The organism is Mesorhizobium sp. M0518, from assembly GCF_040321125.1.
In the GTDB taxonomy this organism is placed as follows: domain Bacteria; phylum Pseudomonadota; class Alphaproteobacteria; order Rhizobiales; family Rhizobiaceae; genus Mesorhizobium.
Window position 1 is genome coordinate 37314 of sequence record NZ_JAMYQY010000007.1, and the last position, 20267, is coordinate 57580.

The window sequence follows — 20267 nt, forward strand, 5'->3', positions numbered from 1 at the left end:
TTAGTGCAATAGTCATCGTCCGCGGTGAGAAATTCAATCCGCAACCGAGAGCCTGGACTGAGTCGCGTGTTCAAAAGCCCGGACGTTCAAGCCAGTTCGAAGAGGGGTCGAGCTGCGTTGAAGAAACTATTATACTAACATATCGATGGCCGATACCGAGGACGATCGGCCAGCCGCCAGGAGGAACCTAGCCAGATATGACTGTCGCCGCCGATTGCGCCTTGGACATGCGAGGCATCAGCAAGACGTTCCCGGGCGTGAAGGCTCTGTCCAACGTCAATTTCGCCGTGAAATTCGGTACCGTTCATGCGGTCGTGGGTGAGAACGGCGCCGGCAAATCGACGCTCATGAAAGTGCTCAACGGGTCCTACGCACCCACCAGCGGCACAATCAGGGTCGGCGGCGCCGAAGTGCGCATGCGCCGGCCCGCGGACGCCCAGGCGCTGGGCATCCGCATGGTGCATCAGGAAATCAATCTGGTCCCCGACCTGAGCGTCGCCGAAAACGTCTATCTCGGCCGCATGCCGGGCAAGTGGACCTTTCTGCGCAAGGGCGAGATGATCCGGGCTGCAGCCGCCGTTCTCGATGAGCTCGGAGCGGCCATCAACCCACGTGAACGGCTCGGCAACCTGTCGATCAGCCAGCAGCAGCTCGTCGAGATCGCCAAAGCCTACGCGGCGCAGCCCAGGATCATCGTCCTGGACGAACCGACATCCAGCCTCAGCGAGCATGAGACGGCGGCGTTGTTCCGGATCCTGCGCAAGATGCGCGATGACGGCATCGCCATCATCTACATCAGCCACCGACTGAAGGAGGTGCTCGAAATCGCCGACGAGGTGACTGTGCTGCGCGACGGCTCAATGATCGAGACGCGTCCGATCGAAGGCATAAATGCCGCTCACATGATCAGGCTGATGGTCGGTCGCGAAGTCAGCAATGTCTTCCCGAAAAGCCCGGCCGAGATCGGCAAGTCGGTGCTGCGCGTCGAACGCATCAGCGACGGCACGCGCTTCCGCAATGTCAGCTTCGATGTACGCGCCGGCGAGATACTGGGCTTGACGGGGCTGGTGGGCGCTGGCCGCACCGAGGTCGCCCGCGCAATCTTCGGCCTGTCGCGGCTTGTCGAGGGCTCGGTCAGCGTCAACGGACGCGAGGTCTCGATCAACTCGCCATCCCAGGCGGTCAGGGCAGGCATTGCCTATGTTCCGGAAGATCGCAAGGGCGACGGCGTCGTGCCTGGAATGTCGATCCGGGAAAACATCAGCCTGCCCATACTGCGCCGCCTGAGCCGTTTCGGTCGCATCAGCCGCAGCGCCGATCACTCGCTTGCCGCGGACTCGGTCAAGCAGTTTTCGATTTCACCGCCCGACGGCGAACGGCGCATCAGCCTTCTGTCGGGCGGTAACCAGCAGAAGGCGGTCATCGCCAAATGGCTTGCCGCCAAACCTTCGGCCTTGATCCTCGACGAGCCGACGCGGGGCGTCGACGTCGGCGCCAAGGCCGAGATCCACCACATCATCGGCCAACTCGTCGCCGGCGGCATGGCGGTCGTGATGATCTCGTCGGAGCTGCCCGAAATCCTCGGCGTCTGCGATCGCGTGGTGGTGATGCGCGATGGCTATGCCTCCGAGCCTCTCCTGCGCAGCGAATTGAGCGAGGAGCGCATCATGGCGCTAGCCACGGGGGAGGAGACGGCGTGACCGAAGCTGCCATGGAGATCGGCGGCGTGAACCGCAACGACCGCTTTACGCGTGGCAGCAGGCTTGTCGATGTCCTGTCGAAGGCGGGGCTGGCCTTCGCTATCCTCGCCGTGATGCTCTACGGCTCCTTCGTCAGCCCCGCCTTCTTCACATCAGGCAATTTGCTCAACGTCCTGACCTCGATGTCCATCGTCGGCATCGTCGTCGTCGGCATGACCTTCGTGCTCGTGGTCGGCGGCCTGGCCGACCTGTCGGTGCCGGCCACCATCGCCTGCGGCGCCATCCTGTCGCTCGGGCTGCAGCCGATGATCGGGCCGCTGCCGGCCTTCGTGCTGGCGGTTGGTCTCGCGGGCCTCATAGGCCTGCTCAACGGGGTCCTGGTCGGATATGTCGGCATCAATCCAATCATTGCCACGCTCGGCATTGGCACGATCGGACTGGGCATCGTCCAGGCGGCTGTCGGCGGGGTCATCGTCTATGGCAGCAATCCCGCCTCCGCCGAATTCGCCAAGGGCCGGCTGTTCGGCATTCCGGTCGTGGTGCTGATCTTCCTGGTCATTGCTCTTGTCGGCCATTTCGTCCTGTCCCGCTCCTTCTGGGGCAGATGGACGCTCGCCACCGGCGGCAATTACAGCGCCGCCGAGGCAAGTGCGGTTCCGGTGCAGGCCGTGAAGGCTGGCGCCTTCGTGATCACAGCACTCGCTTCCGGCATCAGTGGCGGCCTGCTCGGGCTGACGCTGCAGAGCGCGCGGCCGCTCATCGGCGGCGGCTACGAATTCAGTGCCATCACGGCGGTGGTGGTCGGCGGCGTGTCGATCGTCGGCGGCTTCGGATCGGTGCCACGGGCCATCGCCGGCCTCATCTTCGTGCAACTGCTGACCAACGTCATGGTGCTCGACGGTGTGCGCACGCCGATCCAGGGTTTCGTGCTCGGCATCCTGATCGTCGGCGCCGTCGGCATGGATGCGGCGCTGCGCAAGCGGGGCGTGTCGTGATGCGTTTTCTTTCGCTTGTCTCGCAGTATCGCGTCATCGTCATTCTCGGTCTGACGCTGGTCATTTCCGCGCTGGTGGTCCCCGGCTACCTCTCGGCATCGACCCTCGGCCTCGGCCTCGACCGGGCGGCGACAATCGGCCTGATCGCGATCGGCCTGACGGTGCTTTTGATATCGGGCCAGATCGACCTCTCCGGTGGCGCGGTGTTTGCCCTGGCCGGCATCGTATCGGTCATCCTGCAGCGAGAGATCGGCATCCTCCCTGCCGCGATCGTCGGCATCCTGGTCGGTACCCTGGCAGGCGCCGTCAACGGCATGCTGGTCGTCGGCCTGAAGGTGAATTCGCTCGTGCTGACGCTCGCGACGATGCTGATCTTCCGCTCGCTCGCGCACTGGATCACCAACAGCCAGCCGGTGACCGGAACCGACATCATGCTCTCCCTGGCGCTGGCCAAGATCTATCTCGATGTCTTCACCCTCCGCAGCGCGCTGTTCATCGCCCTGATCGTGCTGCTGCATTTCTGGCTGACGCGCACCATACCTGGGCGTAACGTTTTTGCGGTGGGATCCAACCCGGCGGCTGCCAAGGAAAGCGGTATCGCCTCGGACCGTATCGTCTTTCTCGGCTTTGTCTTTGCCGGCACGCTTGCCGGCCTAGCGGGGGTTCTCCAGAGCCTCGTCACCAACACCGGCTCGCCCGTCTTCGGCTCGGAACTGACGGTCGCCGTCATTGCCGCGGTCGTTGTCGGCGGAACTCGTCTCGAAGGCGGCAGGGGATCCGCGCTCGGCACGCTCGGCGGCGTGCTGACAATCGGCTCGCTGACCATCGCGATGGAGTTCCAGTCCGTTCCCGCATACGTCCAGCAGGTCGTGTCCGGGCTTATCCTGATCCTGCTCGTCGTGCTCGATCGGGCCGTTACCACCAAGGGGAGGGCTCCGGGCACGCGCCCGGCGCTCGTTCGCGACAATCCAATCACTCAAGGAGGAACCACATGATTGGGAGGAAACACATGATTGGCAAGAAAAGCATGCTTCACGTCGCCGCCATGGCGGCTGTGCTGGCATCGACGGGCTGGGCCAGCGCCAAGACGGTCTGCTACGTGACGGCAGCGGATTCGCATGCCTACGCGACGCCGGCCAACAAGGCGCTTCAGGCGCGCGCCGCGGAACTCGGCATCGAGATCCTGAGCCTCAGCCAGGATTTCGACGTCCAGAAAGGCACCGAGCAGCTCAACACCTGCGTTGCGCGCAAGGTCGACGGCATCATCCTGTGGCCGCTCGACCCGCAGGCATACATACCGGGGCTGGCGCGCGCGCAGCAGGCGAACATTCCGGCGATCCTCATCAATTCGCCGATGAGCGACGATGCCAAGCCGTTCATCAAGTCGTTCACCGGGCCTGATGTCTACGAGGAAGGCAAGCTGGCGGCGGACTCGCTGAGCAAGGCGCTGGGCGGCAAGGGCTCCGTCGTCATCATCGCCGGCCAGGCTGGCAACGGCACCACGATCGGACGTGTCAGCGGCTTCACCGACCGTCTCAAGGAAACCAATGCCGACATCAAGGTGCTCGACACGGTCAACGCCGACTTCGACCAGCAAAAGGCGCTGGTGGTCAGCCGCGATCTGATCACACGCTTCGGCGACCAGATCAGCGGTGTCTACGCCAATGACGACACGATGGCCCGCGGCTTCATCGACGCATGGAAGGAGGCGAACCCCTCCAAGGCCGCACCGCCGATCGTCGGCATCAATGGCCAGAAGGATGCGTTCGAATCGATCCGCACCAATGAGATGTACTCGACCATCGTCCAGTCGCCCGTCGAGGATGGCCGCCTGGCGATCAACACGATGGCCGAGATCATCGACGGCAAGGAGGTCAAGGACCGGCTACCCATCCCGCTGACCGTCGTCACCAAGGACAATGTCAACGCGGTCGAACCCGCGTTCTGATTCAGGAAGGCCGGCCCGGTGCACTCGGGTCGGCCTCACCGCCGACGCGTTGGAGAGAGAAATTCTAATAGCGGCGACAGAATTGGAATAAACTAACTCTACAGAGTTTGTGGAATAAGCAATCTGCACTGGCGATCTGGTTTCCACCCGGACAGGACCACGCCATGCCCACTCTCTTACGCTCGCCCTCGACCAAAGCAGACATATCCAGTCGCCAGGCAGCGGGAGAAAGGCCATGAGCCGGATCGTGCCAGACCGCATCAAGGTGCTCTGGTTTCTGCCGACGCATGGCGACAGCCGCTATCTCGGCACAGCCGAGGGCGGCAGATCGGTCGATCTGCCGTATCTGACGCAAGTGGCGAAGGCGGCCGACACGCTCGGCTACTATGGCGTGCTGTTGCCGACCGGCCGCTCTTGCGAGGATTCCTGGGTGATCGCATCGGCCCTCGTACCGATGACCGAACGCTTGCGTTTCCTTGTCGCCGTGCGGCCCGGTTTGCAGTCGCCGACGCTGGCCGCGCGCATGACTGCGACGCTGGATCGCATCTCCAATGGCCGCCTGCTGATCAACGTCGTCACCGGCGGCGATCCGCTGGAGAACAAGGGCGACGGCATTTTCCTGTCGCATGCCGAACGTTACGAGGTGACGCAGGAATTCCTTCGGATTTACAAGCGGGTGCTGAGCGGCGAGACGGTCGAGCATCAGGGCAAGCATTTCCGCATCGAGGATGGAAGGCTGCTGTTTCCGCCGGTGCAGACGCCCTACCCCCCCCTCTATTTCGGCGGCTCGTCCGACGCTGGGTCCGTGGTGGCGGCGCAGGAGATCGACAAATATTTGACCTGGGGAGAGCCGCCAGCCGATGTAGAGCGCAAGCTGGACGGCATGCGTGAACTGGCGCAGAAGGCTGGCCGCAAGCTCTCCTTCGGCATTAGGCTGCATGTCATCGCCCGCGAAACCACCGAGGAGGCCTGGGCCGCTGCCGACAGGCTGATCAGCCGGCTCGACGACGCGACGATCGCCTCGGCGCAGAAGGTCTTTGCCCGCATGGATTCGGTCGGCCAGGCGCGGATGAGCGCATTGCATGGCGGCAATCGCGCCAAGCTCGAGATCGCCCCCAACCTCTGGGCCGGCGTCGGCCTGGTGCGCGGCGGCGCAGGTACCGCACTTGTCGGCGATCCCGACACGATCGCCGAGCGCATCGACGAGTACCGGCGCCTCGGCATCGATACCTTCATCCTTTCCGGCTATCCACATCTCGAAGAAGCCTATCGCTTCGGCGAGCTGGTGCTGCCGAAACTGCCGACCGACCATCCGGTCAAGGCAGCCGGCTCGTCCGTAAACACCGGTCCGTTCGGCGAAACCATCGCCGGCGACCACCGGCCGAAGTCGCTCGCCAGCGCCTCGTGAACTTGCTTCCTGCGTCCTCGCGGTTGCGCGTCGCCATTATTGGTGGCGGCTTTTCCGGTGCGGCGGTGGCGTGGCACCTGGCGCAAATGCCTCGACCGGAGCGCATTTCCATTTCCGTGATCGAGCCACGACCGGTTCTTGGCGGTGGCCTTGCCTATTCCAGCGAGGAACCGTCTCATCGGGTCAATGTTCCCGCGGTCAGGATGAGCATGGCTCCCGACGACCCGCAGCATTTTGCACGCTGGTTGACTGGCAGCGGAGAACTCGAACACGACCCGGATGCCATCTGGAAGAACGGCGACGCTTTTCCGCGCCGGCGCGTGTTCGGTCGCTATGTTGCCGAGCATCTGGCGCCGCATCTCAATTCCGGCCTTGTCCATCATGTTGAAGGTTCCGCCACACGCGTGACACGCGATGCCAGTGGCGCGGGCTGGACCGTGCACACCTCTGCCGGACCGGTCGCCTCCGACATCGTCGTTCTAGCAGCAACGCATCCCCAGCCTGCAATTCCAGCCGCGTTGATCCACCTGACGGAAGCGCCGGGTTTCATCGCCGACCCATACGCTGCCGCGGCGCTTGCCGGGATCGGGCCGGACGCCTCGGTGCTGATCGTCGGCTCCGGGCTGACCTCGGCCGACATGGCCGCCGAACTTGACCGTCGTGGCCATCGTGGCCGCATCCTCACGCTGTCGCGCCGCGGCTTACGCTCGCGCGGACACCCCGATGTCAGGGGCGAGCCTTTTGGCGATTTTGCATCCGCGCCGGCGACGACGGCGCTCGGCCTGCTCAGGACCATTCGCGCGACGCTGGCAGCGGCAAGAGCGGCCAATGTCAACTGGCAGTCGGTCTTCGACCAGTTGCGCCTGCAGGGGCCGGTGCTGTGGGCCGCACTTGCCCCGCCGGAGCGGGCAAGGCTGGTCCGCCAGCTGCGCGTGTTCTGGGACGTGCATCGTTTCAGGATCGCCCCGCAGGTCGCCGCCGTGCTCGACCGGCGCCATGCCGCCGGTACAGTCGACACCATTGCCGCCAGGCTTGTCGCGTCGAACGATGAGGACGGCAGCCTGGCTGTCAGCTTTCAACGGCGCGGGCAGACCCGGATCGAGGCGGCGCGCTTCGCTGCCGTCATCAACACCACCGGTCCGGCTCATGGGCAGGCGCTGCAGCTGAACCCGGCGCTGAGCTCGCTGGCGGAAACCGGCTTGATCAGGACGGACCAATATGGGCTTGGCATCGAGACAGGTCTCGACAGCCGCGCGATCGGCCGGGACGGTGAGGCGGTCGCGACACTCCTGGTCGCCGGCCCGCTGGCACGAGGGACTTTCGGCGAGCTCATGGGTCTGCCGGAAGTCGCTCGCCATGCCCAGGCGGTCGCGGTTGAAATTGCCAAGCTGCTGGTAACGCTGCCGTCAGCGCAGGCCATCGGCGCCAATGCCGCGCAGGGTCCGGTCATGAGCTGACACCGGCAAACCGGGTTGGCCGAGCAAAATTGGTATTTCCGTCCCAAGAGGGGCTCAAAAACGGAAAATCCTTCTTTGTATATAGATTCTATAAACATAATAAATACCGACGAAACCGGCTGCGGTCGGATCGATCAACGAGATGGCCTGAATGGGAGACAGTTCATGGCACACGCAGAGACCGACTCGATCAAGTTTGCTTACTGGGTGCCGAATGTTTCGGGCGGCCTTGTGATCTCCAACATCGAGCAGCGCACCAACCATTCGGCCGAGTACAATCGCAAGCTGGCGCAGATCGCCGAGAAGTCCGGCTTTGATTACGCACTCAGCCAGATCCGCTTCACCGCCGGCTACGGCGCCGACGAGCAGCATGAATCGGTGGCGTTCAGCCATGATCTGCTGGCGGCGACCACAACGCTCAAGGTCATCGCGGCGATCCTGCCCGGACCGTGGAACCCGGCGCTGGCGGCCAAGCAGATCGCCACCATCAGCTATCTCACCAATGGCCGCGTCGCGATCAACCTCGTCTCCGGCTGGTTCCGTGGCGAGTTCCATGCCATCGGCGAGCATTGGCTCGACCATGACGAGCGCTATCGCCGCTCGGAGGAATTCATTCGTGCGCTGCGCGGAATATGGACCGAGGACAGCTTCACCTTCCGTGGCGATTTCTACCGCTTCAACGAATATTCGCTGAAGCCGAAACCGCCGCAGCCGCTGCCCGAAATCTTCCAGGGCGGCTCGTCGCGCGCCGCGCGCGACATGGCATCGCGGGTCTCGGACTGGTACTTCACCAATGGCAACACGCCGGCCGAGATCGCCAAGCAGGTCGACGACCTCAGGACCAAGGCGAAGGCCAATAACCATTCCGTCAAGGTTGGCGTCAACGCCTTCGCGGTCGTCCGCGAGACAGAGGATGAGGCCAGGGCGGTGCTCGCCGAAATCATTGCCAAGGCCAACCCCGAGGCGGTCAACGCCTTTGGCCATGAGGTGAAAAATGCCGGCAAGGCTTCGCCGGAAGGCGAGGGCAATTGGGCGAAATCCTCCTTCGACGATCTGGTCCAGTACAATGACGGCTTCCGCTCGAACCTGATCGGCACCCCCAGGCAGGTCGCTCAACGCATCGTCGACCTGAAGCGCGCCGGCGCCGATCTCATCCTGCTCGGCTTCCTGCACTTCCAGGAAGAGGTCGAGTATTTCGGCAAGCATGTCATCCCGCTGGTCCGCGAACTGGAAAACGCCGAGGCGGCGGCGTCGCTGGCGGCGGAGTAGCCATCCCGCAGCCTGGCCCGCCACGGTCCGGCCAGTACACGCATGAAGGTTGCCGGCGCGCTCGATCCGTCGAGCGGCAATGAGGTTTTGCGCGCCTAATCAAGGACGATTGGAATGCCGTTGCCCAGTTATACGCTCGGAGTGATGGACGCTTCGGTCTATGCGCCGGAAGTCTTTGCGCGCGGCCTGCCGTCAAGCCCGCGTCTGCAGCAGCAGTCCGAAGACGACGGCGAGCCGATCGGCTCCGTTGCTGGTGTCGCCGCTCCGCTGCTTTCGCTCCAGGGCATCGGCCTGTCGTTCGGCGGCGTCGTGGCACTGGCCGATATCGACCTGTCGGTTCACCCAGGCGAAATTCGCGCCATCATCGGCCCGAACGGCGCCGGCAAAAGCTCGCTGATCAACGTCATCAGCGGCGTCTATCGGCCGGATCGCGGCCACGTCCGGCTCGACGGCACCTTCTATGCCCAGGTGCCGACGCAGCAGTTGGCTCACCTCGGTGTCGCCAGAACCTTCCAGAACCTTGCACTGTTCAAGGGTCTCAGCGTCCTCGACAATGTCGCTTCCGGCCTCGCCTACAAGGTTCGCTCCAACTTTGCCGGCCAGGTGCTCGGCATCGGCCGCTCGCGCGGCGAGCAGCGCGAAACACGCAGCCGCGCGGAACAGATCCTCGAATTTCTCGACCTCACCGCCATTCGCGACCGTCTTGTCGGCACCTTGCCTTACGGACTGCAGAAGCGTGTCGAACTGGCCCGCGCACTGGTCGCCCAGCCGCGCCTGCTTTTGCTCGACGAGCCGATGGCCGGCATGACCGCGAGCGAAAAGAGCGAGATGGCGGCTTTCGTCCGTGCCGCGCGCGATCGTTTCGCCACCACCGTGGTGTTGATCGAGCACGATGTCGGCGTCGTCATGGGCCTGTCCGACCGCATTGCCGTTCTCGACTACGGCCGCAAGATCGCCGACGCCACGCCAGACGAGGTCAGGAACGACCAGCGCGTCATCGATGCCTACCTCGGCGTCGCCTCGGACAATGAGGACGGGGCAGGCATATGATCGCCGATTTCGACTACCAGTTCTTCATCGAAGTGCTCGTCGGCGGCCTGCTCTCCGGCGTCATGTACTCGCTGGTCGCGATCGGCTTCGTGCTGATCTACAAGACCTCGGGCGTGCTCAATTTCGCGCAAGGCGCGATGCTGTTGTTCGCGGCACTCACCTTCGTCAGCCTTATCGAGCGCGGCATCCCGTTCGCGCTGGCGCTGGTGATCACTTTCGCCATCATGGTCGCCATGGGTGTCGCCATCGAGCGCACGGTGCTGCGGCCGCTGACCAACAAGCCGCCGATCACACTGTTCATGGCGACGCTCGGCCTGTCCTACATCATCGAGGGCGCCGCCCAGCTGATCTGGGGCACGCAGGTCCACGGCCTCGATCTCGGCATCGAGGACGTGCCGCTGGAAATCGGCGGCGTGCTGATCAGCCAGTTCGACATTTTTGCCGCAGTGGTTGCCGCCGGCATGGTCCTCTTGCTGTCGCTGTTTTTCCGCTACACCCGCATCGGCCTCTCCTTTCGCGCCGTCGCCGACGATCAGTTCGCGGCCCTCGCGGTCGGTCTCAGGCTGCCGCTGATCTGGGCCACCGTCTGGGCTGCTGCCGGTCTTGTCGCACTGGTGGCGGGACTGCTCTGGGGTGCGCGCCTCGGTGTGCAGTTCTCGCTGTCGCTGGTGGTGCTCAAGGCGCTGCCGGTGCTGGTGCTCGGCGGCTTCGATTCCATCCTCGGTGCCATCGTCGGCGGGTTGCTGATCGGCGCCAGCGAGAAGCTCGCCGAGGTCTATATCGGCGACTATTTCGGCGGCGGCATAGAGAGCTGGTTCGCCTATGTCGTCGCGCTGGTCTTCCTGCTGATCCGTCCTTCCGGCCTGTTCGGCCAGAAGCCCGTCGAGAGGATCTGAGCCATGACCGCCATAACAAGCGATTTCTCGTCCGCGCCGGTGCTGCCGAAATGGGTCGTGCCCGTGTTGCTGCTCGCCTTCGCCTATGGCGTCGTGCCGCTGATCGGCTCGAGCTATCTGTTCGAGGCCATCCTGCTGCCGTTCCTGGCGCTCAGCCTCGCCGGCGTGGGCTTGAACATCCTGACCGGCTATGCCGGCCAGGTTTCGCTGGGTAGTGCTGCCTTCATGGCGGCGGGCGCCTTCGCCGCCTATAATTTCAACCTGCGCGTCGAAGGCCTGCCGCTGATCGGCAGCATTTTCCTGGCCGGCATCGTCGCCGCCGCGATCGGCATCGTCTTCGGCCTGCCTAGCCTGCGGCTCAAAGGCTTCTACCTCGCGGTTTCGACGCTCGCCGCGCAGTTCTTCGTGCAATGGGCGCTGACCAAGTTCAGCTGGTTCTCCAACAACTCGGCTTCCGGCGTCATCGACGCGCCGAGATTGTCGATTTCAGGCTTCGCGCTCGACGGCGCCATCGGCCGCTATCTCTTCGCGCTAACCATCGTCACCGTGCTGACCTTCCTCGCCCATCGGCTGGTCTCGTCGCAGACCGGGCGCAACTTCATCGCCATCCGCGACAATGAAACCGCTGCCCGCATCATCGGCATCCCGGTGCTGAAGACCAAGCTGCTGGCCTTCGCCATCTCGTCCTTCATCATCGGCGTCGCCGGCGTCATCTGGGCCTTCGCGTATCTGCGGACCGTCGAGCCGGATGGCTTCGACCTCGACCGGTCGTTCCAGATACTGTTCATCATCATCATCGGTGGCCTGGCTTCGATCCGCGGCGCATTTTTCGGCGCCGCCCTCATCGTGGTCTTCCCGCTCGCTCTTTCGCGCCTCGGCGGCTTCCTGCTTGGCGATCTTTTCGATTCGGGCGTGCTCGACATGAGCCAGCGCATCGTGCTGGGCGCGCTCATCATCCTGTTTCTGATCCTTGAACCCGACGGGCTGGTGGCGCTGTGGGACAGGGTCCGAAGACGGCTCCTGTCCGCCTGGCAGTCGACTTGAGCTGACGCATCCGAAAATGAACCAGAGGCCGAACCCAAGACGGCCCATACCGGGAGTACCTCAACCATGAATTTCCTGAACACAATCAAGGCGGCGGCGCTGTCCGCGGCGATGATCGTGTCGGTGGCCTTGCCCGCCGCGCACGCCGACGAACAGTATTTCCCGCTGCAGAGCTATCGTGTCGGGCCGTATGCGGCCGGCGGCACCGGCTTCTTCGGCGGCTTCATCGATTATCTCAACCTCATCAACATCCGCGACGGCGGCGTCAACGGCGTCAAGCTGACCTGGGACGAATGCGAGACCCAGTACGAGGTCGAGCGCGGCGTCGAATGCTACGAGCGGCAGAAGAGCCATGCCGGTGCCGCCGCCTGGAACCCGCTCTCGGTCGGCATCGCCTACGCCATGATCGACCGCATCACCGCCGACAAGGTGCCGCTGATCACCGTCAACCACGGCCGCACCGATTCCACAGATGGACGCGTTTTCCCCTACGTCTTCCCGCTGCTGCTCAATCCTTACAGCGAGACATCAGGCATCGTGAACTACATCGCCTCCAAGGAAGGCGGCATCGACAGACTGAAGGGCAAGAAGATCGTCGTGCTCTATCACGGCTCGCCTTACGGCAAGGAAACCATCCCGATCTATGAATTGCTGGCGCAGAAATACGGCTTCACCGTGCAGCAGATCGAGGTGCCGCATCCCGGTAACGAGCAGCAGTCGCAGTGGCTGACGATCCGCCGCGCCAAGCCGGACTTCGTCGTCCTGCGCGGGTGGGGCGTGATGAACCCGGTGGCGTTGAAAACGGCGGTCAAGGTCGGCTTTCCCGTCGATCACATCGTCGGCAATGTCTGGTCGAACTCGGAAGAGGATGTCATCCCGGCCGGCGACGCCGCCAAGGGTTACACCGCCATCACCACCCAGGCTTCCGGCAACTCCTACCCGGTGGTTCAGGAGATCGTGAAGACGGTCTACGGCGCCGGCAAGGGTAACCTCGAAGACAAGGCGCGTATCGGCTCGGTCTACCACAATCTCGGCATCGTCAACGGCATCCTCAATGTCGAGGCGATCCGCGTCGCGCAGGAGAAGTTCGGCCACCGCACGCTGACCGGCGACGAGGTCCGCTGGGGCTTCGAGCACCTCAAGCTTGATCCGGCCAAAGTCGAGGCGCTTGGCGCCAAGGACCTGTTCCACTCGATCAATGTCAGCTGGGACAATCACGAAGGCGAGGGCTACGTGACCTTCCAGCAGTGGGACGGCAAGAAGTGGAACGTCGTCTCCGACTGGATCGCGCCGGACTGGGCGCTGCTGCGGCCAATCATCGAGAAGTCCGCCGAGGCCTACGCCGCCGAGAAGGGCATCAAGCTGCGCACCGCGGATGATGCCAACGCAGTGACCACCAACTGATCAGGGCAGAGCCGGGCGCAGCGGATAGGGTTCCGCAGCGCCCGGCCTGTTCGGTTCATCGAACCACAAAATGAGAGCCCCATGCCGGACGATGACGTCATTCTTGCCGTGGATACGGTTCATGCCACCTACAACCACGCCATCACGGCGCTGCACGGCGTCAGCTTCGAACTTCGGCGCGGCCAGATCCTGGCATTGCTTGGCGCCAATGGCGCCGGCAAGACCACGACGCTCAAGGCCGTCTCCAATTTGCTGCCGGCCGAGCGTGGCCAGGTCAATGCAGGCACCATCCGCTATGAAGGCTCGGATGTCTCGCGCCGCAAGCCGGGCGATCTCGTGCGCGCCGGCCTGGTCCAGGTGCTGGAAGGCCGGCATTGCTTCAAGAGCCTCACCGTCGAGGAAAATCTGGTTGCCGGCGGCATTGGCCGCAGTGGCCGCCGCGCCGAGATCAACGAAGATCTCGAGCGGATCTACGGCTATTTCCCGAGGCTCAGGGAAAAGCGCCGGACATCGTCCGGCCTGACTTCTGGCGGCGAACAGCAGATGACCGCCATCGGCCGGGCGCTGATGTCGCGGCCGCGCCTGCTGGTCCTCGACGAACCGTCGATGGGTCTCGCGCCGCTCATCGTCCAGGACATCTTCCAGACGCTCAGAAAGCTGAACCGCGAGACCGGCCTGTCGATCCTGGTCGCCGAGCAGAATTCGGCGGTGGCGCTCCGTTATGCCGACCACGCCACTGTGCTCGAAAACGGCGTCTCCGTTCTCACTGGTGCGGCCGCCGAGCTTCGCCAGCGCGAGGACATCAGGGCCTTCTACCTCGGTCAATCGACCGCCGGGCAACAGCCTTCGCCCGCCGTCAAACCAGCCCATCTCCATGCCGTTGCCTGAAATGAAATCCCAAGGAGCAGTGAAATGACCGTTTCGACCGTCAAGACCGACCAGGCTTCCGCCGCCGTGCCGGCAGTCGCAAGACCGACCGCGCCGGCGCACATCATCAAGGACGCCGCCGAGGCGATTGCTATCGCCCACGCGCTCGCCGCCGAATTCGTCAAGGACTCCTCAAGGCGCGACCGCGAGCGGATCTGGCCGGTTGCCGAACTCGATGCCTTTTCGCAAAGCGGCCTGTGGTCGATCAACGTGCCCAAGGCATTCGGCGGGCCGGAATTGTCCTATGCGACGCTGGCGAAGGTGATCGAGATCATCTCGGCGGCCGATTCCTCGATCGGCCAGATTGCCCAGAACCATCTCGGCGTGGTCGCCGCCATCCGCACCGTGTCCGACGCGGACCAGCAGAAGCTGCTGTTTGCCGAAGCGTTGAAAGGCACGCGGTTCGGCAACGCCTTTTCCGAGTTCGGCTCCAAACGCGCCGCCGATTTCGAAACCCGCTTCACCGATGCCGGCGACCATGTCGTCGTCAATGGCCGCAAATTCTATTCGTCCGGCGCGCTGCTCGCTCATCTCGTGCCGATCGTCGCGCTCGATGACCAAGGCCGTGCCTGGTATGCGATCGCCGACCGCGGCGCGCCCGGCTTGACCGTCATCGACGATTGGTCGAGCTTCGGCCAGCGCACGACGCTGTCCGGCACCGTCATCATCGACAACGTCAAGGTGCCGAAGACGCATCTGGTGCCAGGCTACAAGGGTTTTGACAGGCCAACCGCCGACGGCGCCATCTTCCAGATCATCCAGGTGGCGGTCGACACCGGCATCGCCCAGGCAGCGATCGACGAGACGGTCAATTTCGTCAGGACCAAGAGCCGAGCCTGGATCGACAGTGGCGTCGACAATGCCTGGGACGATCCCTACACCATCCAGGCCATCGGCGACCTGACGCTGCGCCTGCACGCGGCGCAGGCGCTGCTGGAAAAGGCCGGCCTGGCAATCGACCGGGCGGTGATCGAGCCGACCGCCGAGACGGTGGCGCACGCCCAGATCGTCACCGCCGAGGCAAAAATCCTGTCGACCGAGATCGCCATTGCCGCCACCAACAGGCTGTTCGAACTTGCGGGAACCCGCTCGACGCTGGCCGAACACAATCTCGACCGGCATTGGCGCAACGCGCGCACGCACACGCTGCACGATCCGGTGCGCTGGAAATATTCGATCCTCGGCAAATATTTCCTCAACGGCGAAAACCCGCCGCTGCACGCCTGGAGCTGATTTCTCACCGGCGGGCGAGAGGCTCGCCACAGCAAAATTTTTCGGCCACTATACCCCAAGAGGTTCACTGCCATGTCAAATCCAACAGTCGTCGGCTTTTCCGGCAACATCACCCGGCCGTCAAAGACGCGCGCCTTCGTCGATCTGGTCACCAGGGACATCGCCGCCAGCCACAGCCTGTCGGCGAGCACCTATGATATCGAGGACCTCGGTCCGTCGCTGGGAACGGCGAAATGGGCCCGCGATCTCGACGGCCAGGCGCGCGTGATCCTGGAGGAAATCCTCGCCGCCGACGTGCTCGTCGTCGGCTCGCCGACCTACAAGGGCAGCTATACCGGCCTGTTCAAGCACTTCTTCGACCTGATCGATCCGGCAGCGCTGCGGGGGAAGCCCATCGTGTTGACGGCGACCGGCGGTGGCGAGCGCCACGCCTTGATTGTCGAACATCAGCTGCGGCCGCTGTTCGGCTTCTTCGAGGCCTTTGCGCTGCCCACCGCCGTCTACGCCACCGACAAGGATTTCACCGACGGCGTGCTACACTCCGAGGCGATCCTTAAGCGTGCCGCGCAGGCGGTCGACGAGGTCGGCTTCGTGCTGGCCAACCGCTCGGCAGGCAGGATCGCCGCCGAATAGACGCCGTCGGCGGATTACGCCGCAATCGAAATTCGCGTAATGATTGATCTCGCTTACGCAATTTACGACTGCCCGCTAAAAACGTTCCTGTCTGATTCGTCTAGGACAGGAACGTCATGAGCAAAGCCCTCACATCCTTCGCATTGGTCGCCGTGCTGACCGCCTTGCTCATGGCGTTGAGCCTGGCTGTCGCCAGGCACGGCTATCCCTATGGTGCCATCGGCGTCAGGCGTCTTGACGGCATCGCCGACGCCGGCGTGTTCATCCCGATTGCCGCTGTCTATTTCTTCAGCGCAATGCTGATGATGATCCTGCCGATCAGGGCGGCCGGCGTCGTCCTGACCCATGCCGCCGACGCCCTCTTCTGGACCGTGATTGCACTGGTTGCGACCATCGTCGGCTGTCTTGTCGCCAGATGGGCGTTCGGGCAGGGCAGCGCCGTGTGGGCATTGCTGAACTGGCGGTTCCTGTTTGCGGCGGCGATCGTCGGTTGTCACTTCGTCATGAACGAGCTGCGTCGCAACGTGCTGTTGCGCAGCCTGTTCTTCGTCGTCTTTGCCGCCGCGACGCTGGCCTGCCTGTTCTGGTCGTTCACGCTCTGATCGCACTGCCGCCGGCTAAGCGGCTGATCCGGCGGCGATGTTGCCGACGGCAATTTCCATCCATGTCCAGAGATAGGCGGCAAGACCGCGATCGACATGGATGCGCAGCTTGCCGTCATGGCGATAGACGACGGCGCTGATGCCGGCGAAGGAAAGCGCTGCACTGGCACTTGGCTGGCTGGGATCGAGCGTCGTTCCACGCGCGATGAAAGCGTCGAGTGCCGTGCCCTCGGCCTCGAATATTTGCAACCCGGCGCTGATCGCCGTCGCCGCGAAGCCGTCTGCATGCCAGCCCGTGGCGATGACGAAGGGGCTGTTCGACACGACGAGCAACCGGTCGCGCGCCAGCCGCGCCGCATAGCGGTCGCCTTGTGCGGGGCCAAAAGCGCCTACGCCAGTTCCGTCGACACCGGAAGCCCGTGCCCACGCGTCGAGGTTGCCGCTGACCAGCAACTGGTTGAGGCCGAGGGCTGCTCGTATCGCAAGGCCCGGCGTGGCGATGACCGCGCCCTGCCAGTCCGGTGCAACGGACCATTTTTCCGCGAGATCACGCATGCAGCCGGTCTCCTGCCGGGTCGAAGGTGCAAGGTGCGGTAATCATCGCCTTGCTGATCTTGCCGAGATGCTGGATGTCGATCGCCTCGCCGTGCCGGGCCGCGCCACGCTCGATCAGGCCAAGCGCAACCGGGCGGCCGAGCGTCGGGCTCTGGTAGCTCGAGGTGACAAAGCCCTGGCTGCGCAATCCGCCGTCGATCCGTTTGATGCCATGCGCGCCGGTCGGCAGCGGCGCTTCGCCTTGCGGCACCGCCAGCCCGACAAGCTGCAAGCGGTTGTCACGCGAGGCCTCTTCGGTGAACAGCGAGCGGCGGCCGACGAACTCGCTCTGGCGTTTGACGCGAGGGCCTTCAACGCCGAGATCATGCGGCAGCGTGGTGCCGTCAGTGTCCTTGCCGATGACGATAAAGCCTTTCTCGGCGCGCAGAATCATCAGCGCTTCGAGGCCGATGACAACGGCATCGAAGGCCTGGCCGGCCTGGCGCAGTTGCGCCCATAACGGCTCGGCGCGATCGGCCCGGATGGAGATTTCGTAGCTCCTGTCGCCAGTGAAGCTGACGCGGGCAATGCGGACATCGTCGCCGGCATAGGTGCCATGAGCGATCGCCATATGCGGCAGGTCGGCATCGTCGAGCGAGAGGCCGAGGCCAAGCGTTTCGAGCAGTTTTCGGGAGTTTGGCCCCGAGACGGTCAGCGTCGCCATGTCTGATGTGGCGTTGTGGATGTAGACGGCGTCGCGCCCAAAACGGTCCTGACGCCATTCCTCCAGCCGGGCGTGAACGGCAGCGACATGCGAGGACGAGCACGAGACGACGAAGCGATGCTCGTCCAGCCGCACCAGAACGCCGTCGTCGAAGACCACGCCGTTCTCCGACAGCATGAAGCCGTAGCGGCAGCGGCCGGGCTTCAGCGTCGACATGGTGTTGTAGTACAGGAAATCCACGAATGCGGCCGCCTGCGGCCCGATCACCTCGATCTTGCCGAGCGTCGAACCATCGAACAGCGCCACGGATTGACGGGCGCGCCGCGCCTCGTCCGCGATCGAACGCTCCGCATCTGCCGCGCCGCCATAGTGAGCCGGGCGCAGCCAGCCGCCATATTCCTGGAAGACAGCGCCGGCAGCGCGGTGGACGTTCTCCAGTGGCAACCGCCGCACCGGCACCATCAATTCGCCGACGCGCGCGCCGGCAAAGCTTGCCAGCGGCACCGGCGTGAACGGCGGCCGATATGTAGTGGTGCCAACCTCCGGCACGGTGCGGCCGGTGATGCCTGCCATCAGCGCCAGGCCCGGCAGGTTGGAGGTCTTGCCCTGGTCGGTCGCCATGCCGAGCGTGGTGTAGCGCTTCAGATGTTCGACCGAGACGAAGTTTTCGCGCGCTGCCAACTCGACGTCCTTCACCGTCACGTCGTTTTGATAGTCGATCCAGATGCGTCCCTTCGAGCCCGGCATCGGCCATGCCGCCAGAATGCCTCCCGTCGCCTCCGGTCCGGTGCTCCGCGGTAGGGGAGCCTTCGTCTGGCCGAGCGATGCAACGGCGGTGCTGGCGCCAGCAAACACCTCCGACAAGGAAACCGCGCCGGCAGCCGCACCTGCCACCGCGATGTTATCGACCGGATCGCCCGGCAGAAAGGCCGCGCGCGCCTCGCTCCAGGCGAGCTTGCCCTTGGCTTGGCCGAAGAGATGGATGGTCGGCGTCCAGCCGCCCGAGATCAGGACGCAATCGGCATCGAACCTCGTGCCGTCGTCGAGCGTTACGCCGTCGACGCGCAGCCTGCCGCTGGCGGATATGAGAGAACGCCCTTTGGCCAGCCGGACATTGGCCGGCGCGGCAGGCGTGCCGTCGCGCCGGATGTCGACAAGCCTGACTTCGGCGCCGGCCTCGGCAAGCGCCCCCGCCACCTCATAGGCGCTGTCATTGTTGGTGGCGACGACGATGCGGCGGCCGACCAGCACAGCGTGGCGCCGGAGATAGGCGAGCGCCGCATCCGCCGATAGGATGCCCGGCAGGTCGTTGTTGGCGAAGGGCAGCGGCCGCTCGATGGCGCCGGCCGCCAGCACGATCTGGCGCGGCCTGACCCGCCACAGCGTATCCGGCCGGCCGTCGAGATGACGCTGGTTCAGCCCGACCAGATTGTGGTCGTAAATGCCGAAGGCGGTGGTCGAAGGCAGGATGAGGTGACCGCCAGCGGCAAGCTCGGCAATCGTCTCCTTGACCCATACGGCCGCCGGCTTGCCGTCGATCTCCGCGGCACGATGGCCGAGCGATCCGCCGGGGCTATGCTGGTCGTCGACCAGTGTGACGGTCAGGCCAGCACCAGACGCCAGCCTTGCCGCCGCCAGCCCTGCCGGTCCCGCGCCTACAACCAGCACATCGCAATGATGGTTGATCTGGTCCGCCGTGCCCGGCGAGATCCAGTCGGCGTCGACTGTGCCCAATCCCGCCATGGCGCGGATGCGCGGCTCGAACCTGTGCCAGTCCGGCCACATGAAAGTCTTGTAGTAGAACGCCGCCGGTATGAAGCGTGCGAAACGGTCGAGAAAGGCGTTGCGGTCGGCCAGCGCGCTGGGCGTGGCGTTGACGCTTTTCGCCACCAGCCCGTCGCGCGCCGGCTCGGTCGTGGCGCGCGTGTTGGGCTTCGCTGGCACGCTGCCGCCGAGATCGACCAGCGCGTTCGGCTCCTCGACGCCGGCACCCCAGATGCCGCGCGGCCGGTGATATTTGAAGCTGCGGCCGACGACCGCGACGTCGCCGGCCAGCAGCGCCGAGGCGATGGTGTCGCCGGCAAAGCCATGCACGGTGGCGCCGTCGAAGCTGAAGCGGATCGGGCGCGAGCGGTCGATAGCGCTGCCGCCGGTGGCAAGACGCGAGGCGGTCACGCGGCATGCTCCCCGTCGAGAGCGGCCGAAGACAGCACCTTGTGGGTGATGGTGTCCCGCTCCATGACGAAGAACTCGCCGCAAATCATGTGAACCCAGATCTCGCGCGCCGTGCCTTTCGGATTGCCGCGCAGATAGAGGTACTCAGCCCAGCGATCGATCGGCACGTCGGCACCGTCAGGCCTGATGTTGCCGGCATCGCCGCCATAGTGGAATTCGGTCTCGTCACGCGGGCCGCAAAATGGGCAAGGGAACAACTGCATGATTG

18 protein-coding genes are annotated in these 20267 nt (G+C 64.3%); 15 read left to right on the top strand and 3 right to left on the bottom strand.

Features of this window, described 5'->3' with window-relative positions; genetic code table 11:
* Positions 1–197 precede the first annotated feature (197 nt).
* From NKI66_RS12015 to NKI66_RS12085, 15 genes are all read left to right on the top strand, one after another.
* Positions 198–1700: a sugar ABC transporter ATP-binding protein gene (locus NKI66_RS12015; protein ID WP_352551217.1), complete on the top strand. Its 1503-nt coding sequence runs from the start codon at positions 198–200 to the stop codon at positions 1698–1700.
* Positions 1697–2695 (top strand): ABC transporter permease, encoded by a 999-nt coding sequence (locus NKI66_RS12020; RefSeq protein ID WP_245273225.1) that lies wholly within the window; start codon positions 1697–1699, stop codon positions 2693–2695. The genes NKI66_RS12015 and NKI66_RS12020 overlap by 4 nt, the downstream gene beginning before the upstream one ends.
* Positions 2695–3690 (top strand): ABC transporter permease, encoded by a 996-nt coding sequence (locus NKI66_RS12025; RefSeq protein ID WP_127322263.1) that lies wholly within the window; start codon positions 2695–2697, stop codon positions 3688–3690. The genes NKI66_RS12020 and NKI66_RS12025 overlap by 1 nt, the downstream gene beginning before the upstream one ends.
* 14 nt (positions 3691–3704) lie before the next feature.
* Positions 3705–4643, top strand: coding sequence for a sugar ABC transporter substrate-binding protein (locus tag NKI66_RS12030; protein ID WP_023811535.1), 939 nt, complete (start codon positions 3705–3707; stop codon positions 4641–4643).
* A gap of 235 nt (positions 4644–4878) precedes the next feature.
* The gene (ssuD, locus tag NKI66_RS12035) at positions 4879–6051 is read left to right on the top strand and encodes an FMNH2-dependent alkanesulfonate monooxygenase (RefSeq protein ID WP_023811536.1); all 1173 of its coding nucleotides are present in this window, start codon (positions 4879–4881) and stop codon (positions 6049–6051) included.
* Positions 6048–7508 carry an FAD/NAD(P)-binding protein gene (locus tag NKI66_RS12040; protein ID WP_023811537.1) on the top strand — a complete coding sequence of 487 codons (1461 nt, stop codon included), beginning with the start codon at positions 6048–6050 and terminating at the stop codon, positions 7506–7508. Before ssuD ends, NKI66_RS12040 begins: the two co-directional genes overlap by 4 nt.
* A gap of 165 nt (positions 7509–7673) precedes the next feature.
* Positions 7674–8777: a dimethylsulfone monooxygenase SfnG gene (gene sfnG / locus NKI66_RS12045; RefSeq protein ID WP_352439785.1), complete on the top strand. Its 1104-nt coding sequence runs from the start codon at positions 7674–7676 to the stop codon at positions 8775–8777.
* Between the two features lie 114 nt (positions 8778–8891).
* On the top strand, positions 8892–9827 hold the full coding sequence (locus NKI66_RS12050; RefSeq protein ID WP_023811539.1) for an ABC transporter ATP-binding protein: 936 nt from the start codon (positions 8892–8894) through the stop codon (positions 9825–9827).
* Positions 9824–10723: a branched-chain amino acid ABC transporter permease gene (locus NKI66_RS12055; RefSeq protein ID WP_352751706.1), complete on the top strand. Its 900-nt coding sequence runs from the start codon at positions 9824–9826 to the stop codon at positions 10721–10723. The genes NKI66_RS12050 and NKI66_RS12055 overlap by 4 nt, the downstream gene beginning before the upstream one ends.
* Positions 10724–10726: 3 nt before the next feature.
* Entirely contained in the window at positions 10727–11767 is a 1041-nt protein-coding gene (locus tag NKI66_RS12060) for a branched-chain amino acid ABC transporter permease (protein ID WP_352439782.1), read from the top strand.
* Between the two features lie 66 nt (positions 11768–11833).
* Complete coding sequence (locus NKI66_RS12065) at positions 11834–13171, top strand: ABC transporter substrate-binding protein (protein ID WP_352629842.1); 1338 nt, start codon at positions 11834–11836, stop codon at positions 13169–13171.
* 81 nt (positions 13172–13252) lie between these two features.
* On the top strand, positions 13253–14059 hold the full coding sequence (locus NKI66_RS12070; RefSeq protein WP_352611573.1) for an ABC transporter ATP-binding protein: 807 nt from the start codon (positions 13253–13255) through the stop codon (positions 14057–14059).
* A 24-nt stretch (positions 14060–14083) separates the two neighbouring features.
* Positions 14084–15331 (top strand): SfnB family sulfur acquisition oxidoreductase, encoded by a 1248-nt coding sequence (locus NKI66_RS12075; protein ID WP_352719525.1) that lies wholly within the window; start codon positions 14084–14086, stop codon positions 15329–15331.
* 72 nt (positions 15332–15403) lie between these two features.
* The gene (gene msuE / locus NKI66_RS12080; RefSeq protein ID WP_352611572.1) at positions 15404–15964 is read left to right on the top strand and encodes an FMN reductase; all 561 of its coding nucleotides are present in this window, start codon (positions 15404–15406) and stop codon (positions 15962–15964) included.
* Positions 15965–16080: 116 nt separating this feature from the next.
* Positions 16081–16566, top strand: coding sequence for a hypothetical protein (locus NKI66_RS12085; RefSeq protein WP_352719527.1), 486 nt, complete (start codon positions 16081–16083; stop codon positions 16564–16566).
* 15 nt (positions 16567–16581) lie between these two features.
* Here NKI66_RS12085 and NKI66_RS12090 read toward each other — a convergent pair whose 3' ends face one another.
* From NKI66_RS12090 to NKI66_RS12100, 3 genes are read right to left on the bottom strand one after another with little or no spacing between them, the layout of a single operon-like run.
* The gene (locus tag NKI66_RS12090) at positions 16582–17121 is read right to left on the bottom strand and encodes a hypothetical protein (protein WP_352751708.1); all 540 of its coding nucleotides are present in this window, start codon (positions 17119–17121) and stop codon (positions 16582–16584) included.
* On the bottom strand, positions 17114–19999 hold the full coding sequence (locus NKI66_RS12095) for a sarcosine oxidase subunit alpha family protein (RefSeq protein ID WP_352751710.1): 2886 nt from the start codon (positions 19997–19999) through the stop codon (positions 17114–17116). The genes NKI66_RS12090 and NKI66_RS12095 overlap by 8 nt, the downstream gene beginning before the upstream one ends.
* Positions 19996–20262, bottom strand: a complete 267-nt coding sequence (locus tag NKI66_RS12100) for a sarcosine oxidase subunit delta (protein ID WP_352751712.1) — start codon at positions 20260–20262, stop codon at positions 19996–19998. The genes NKI66_RS12095 and NKI66_RS12100 overlap by 4 nt, the downstream gene beginning before the upstream one ends.
* Positions 20263–20267: the final 5 nt, after the last annotated feature.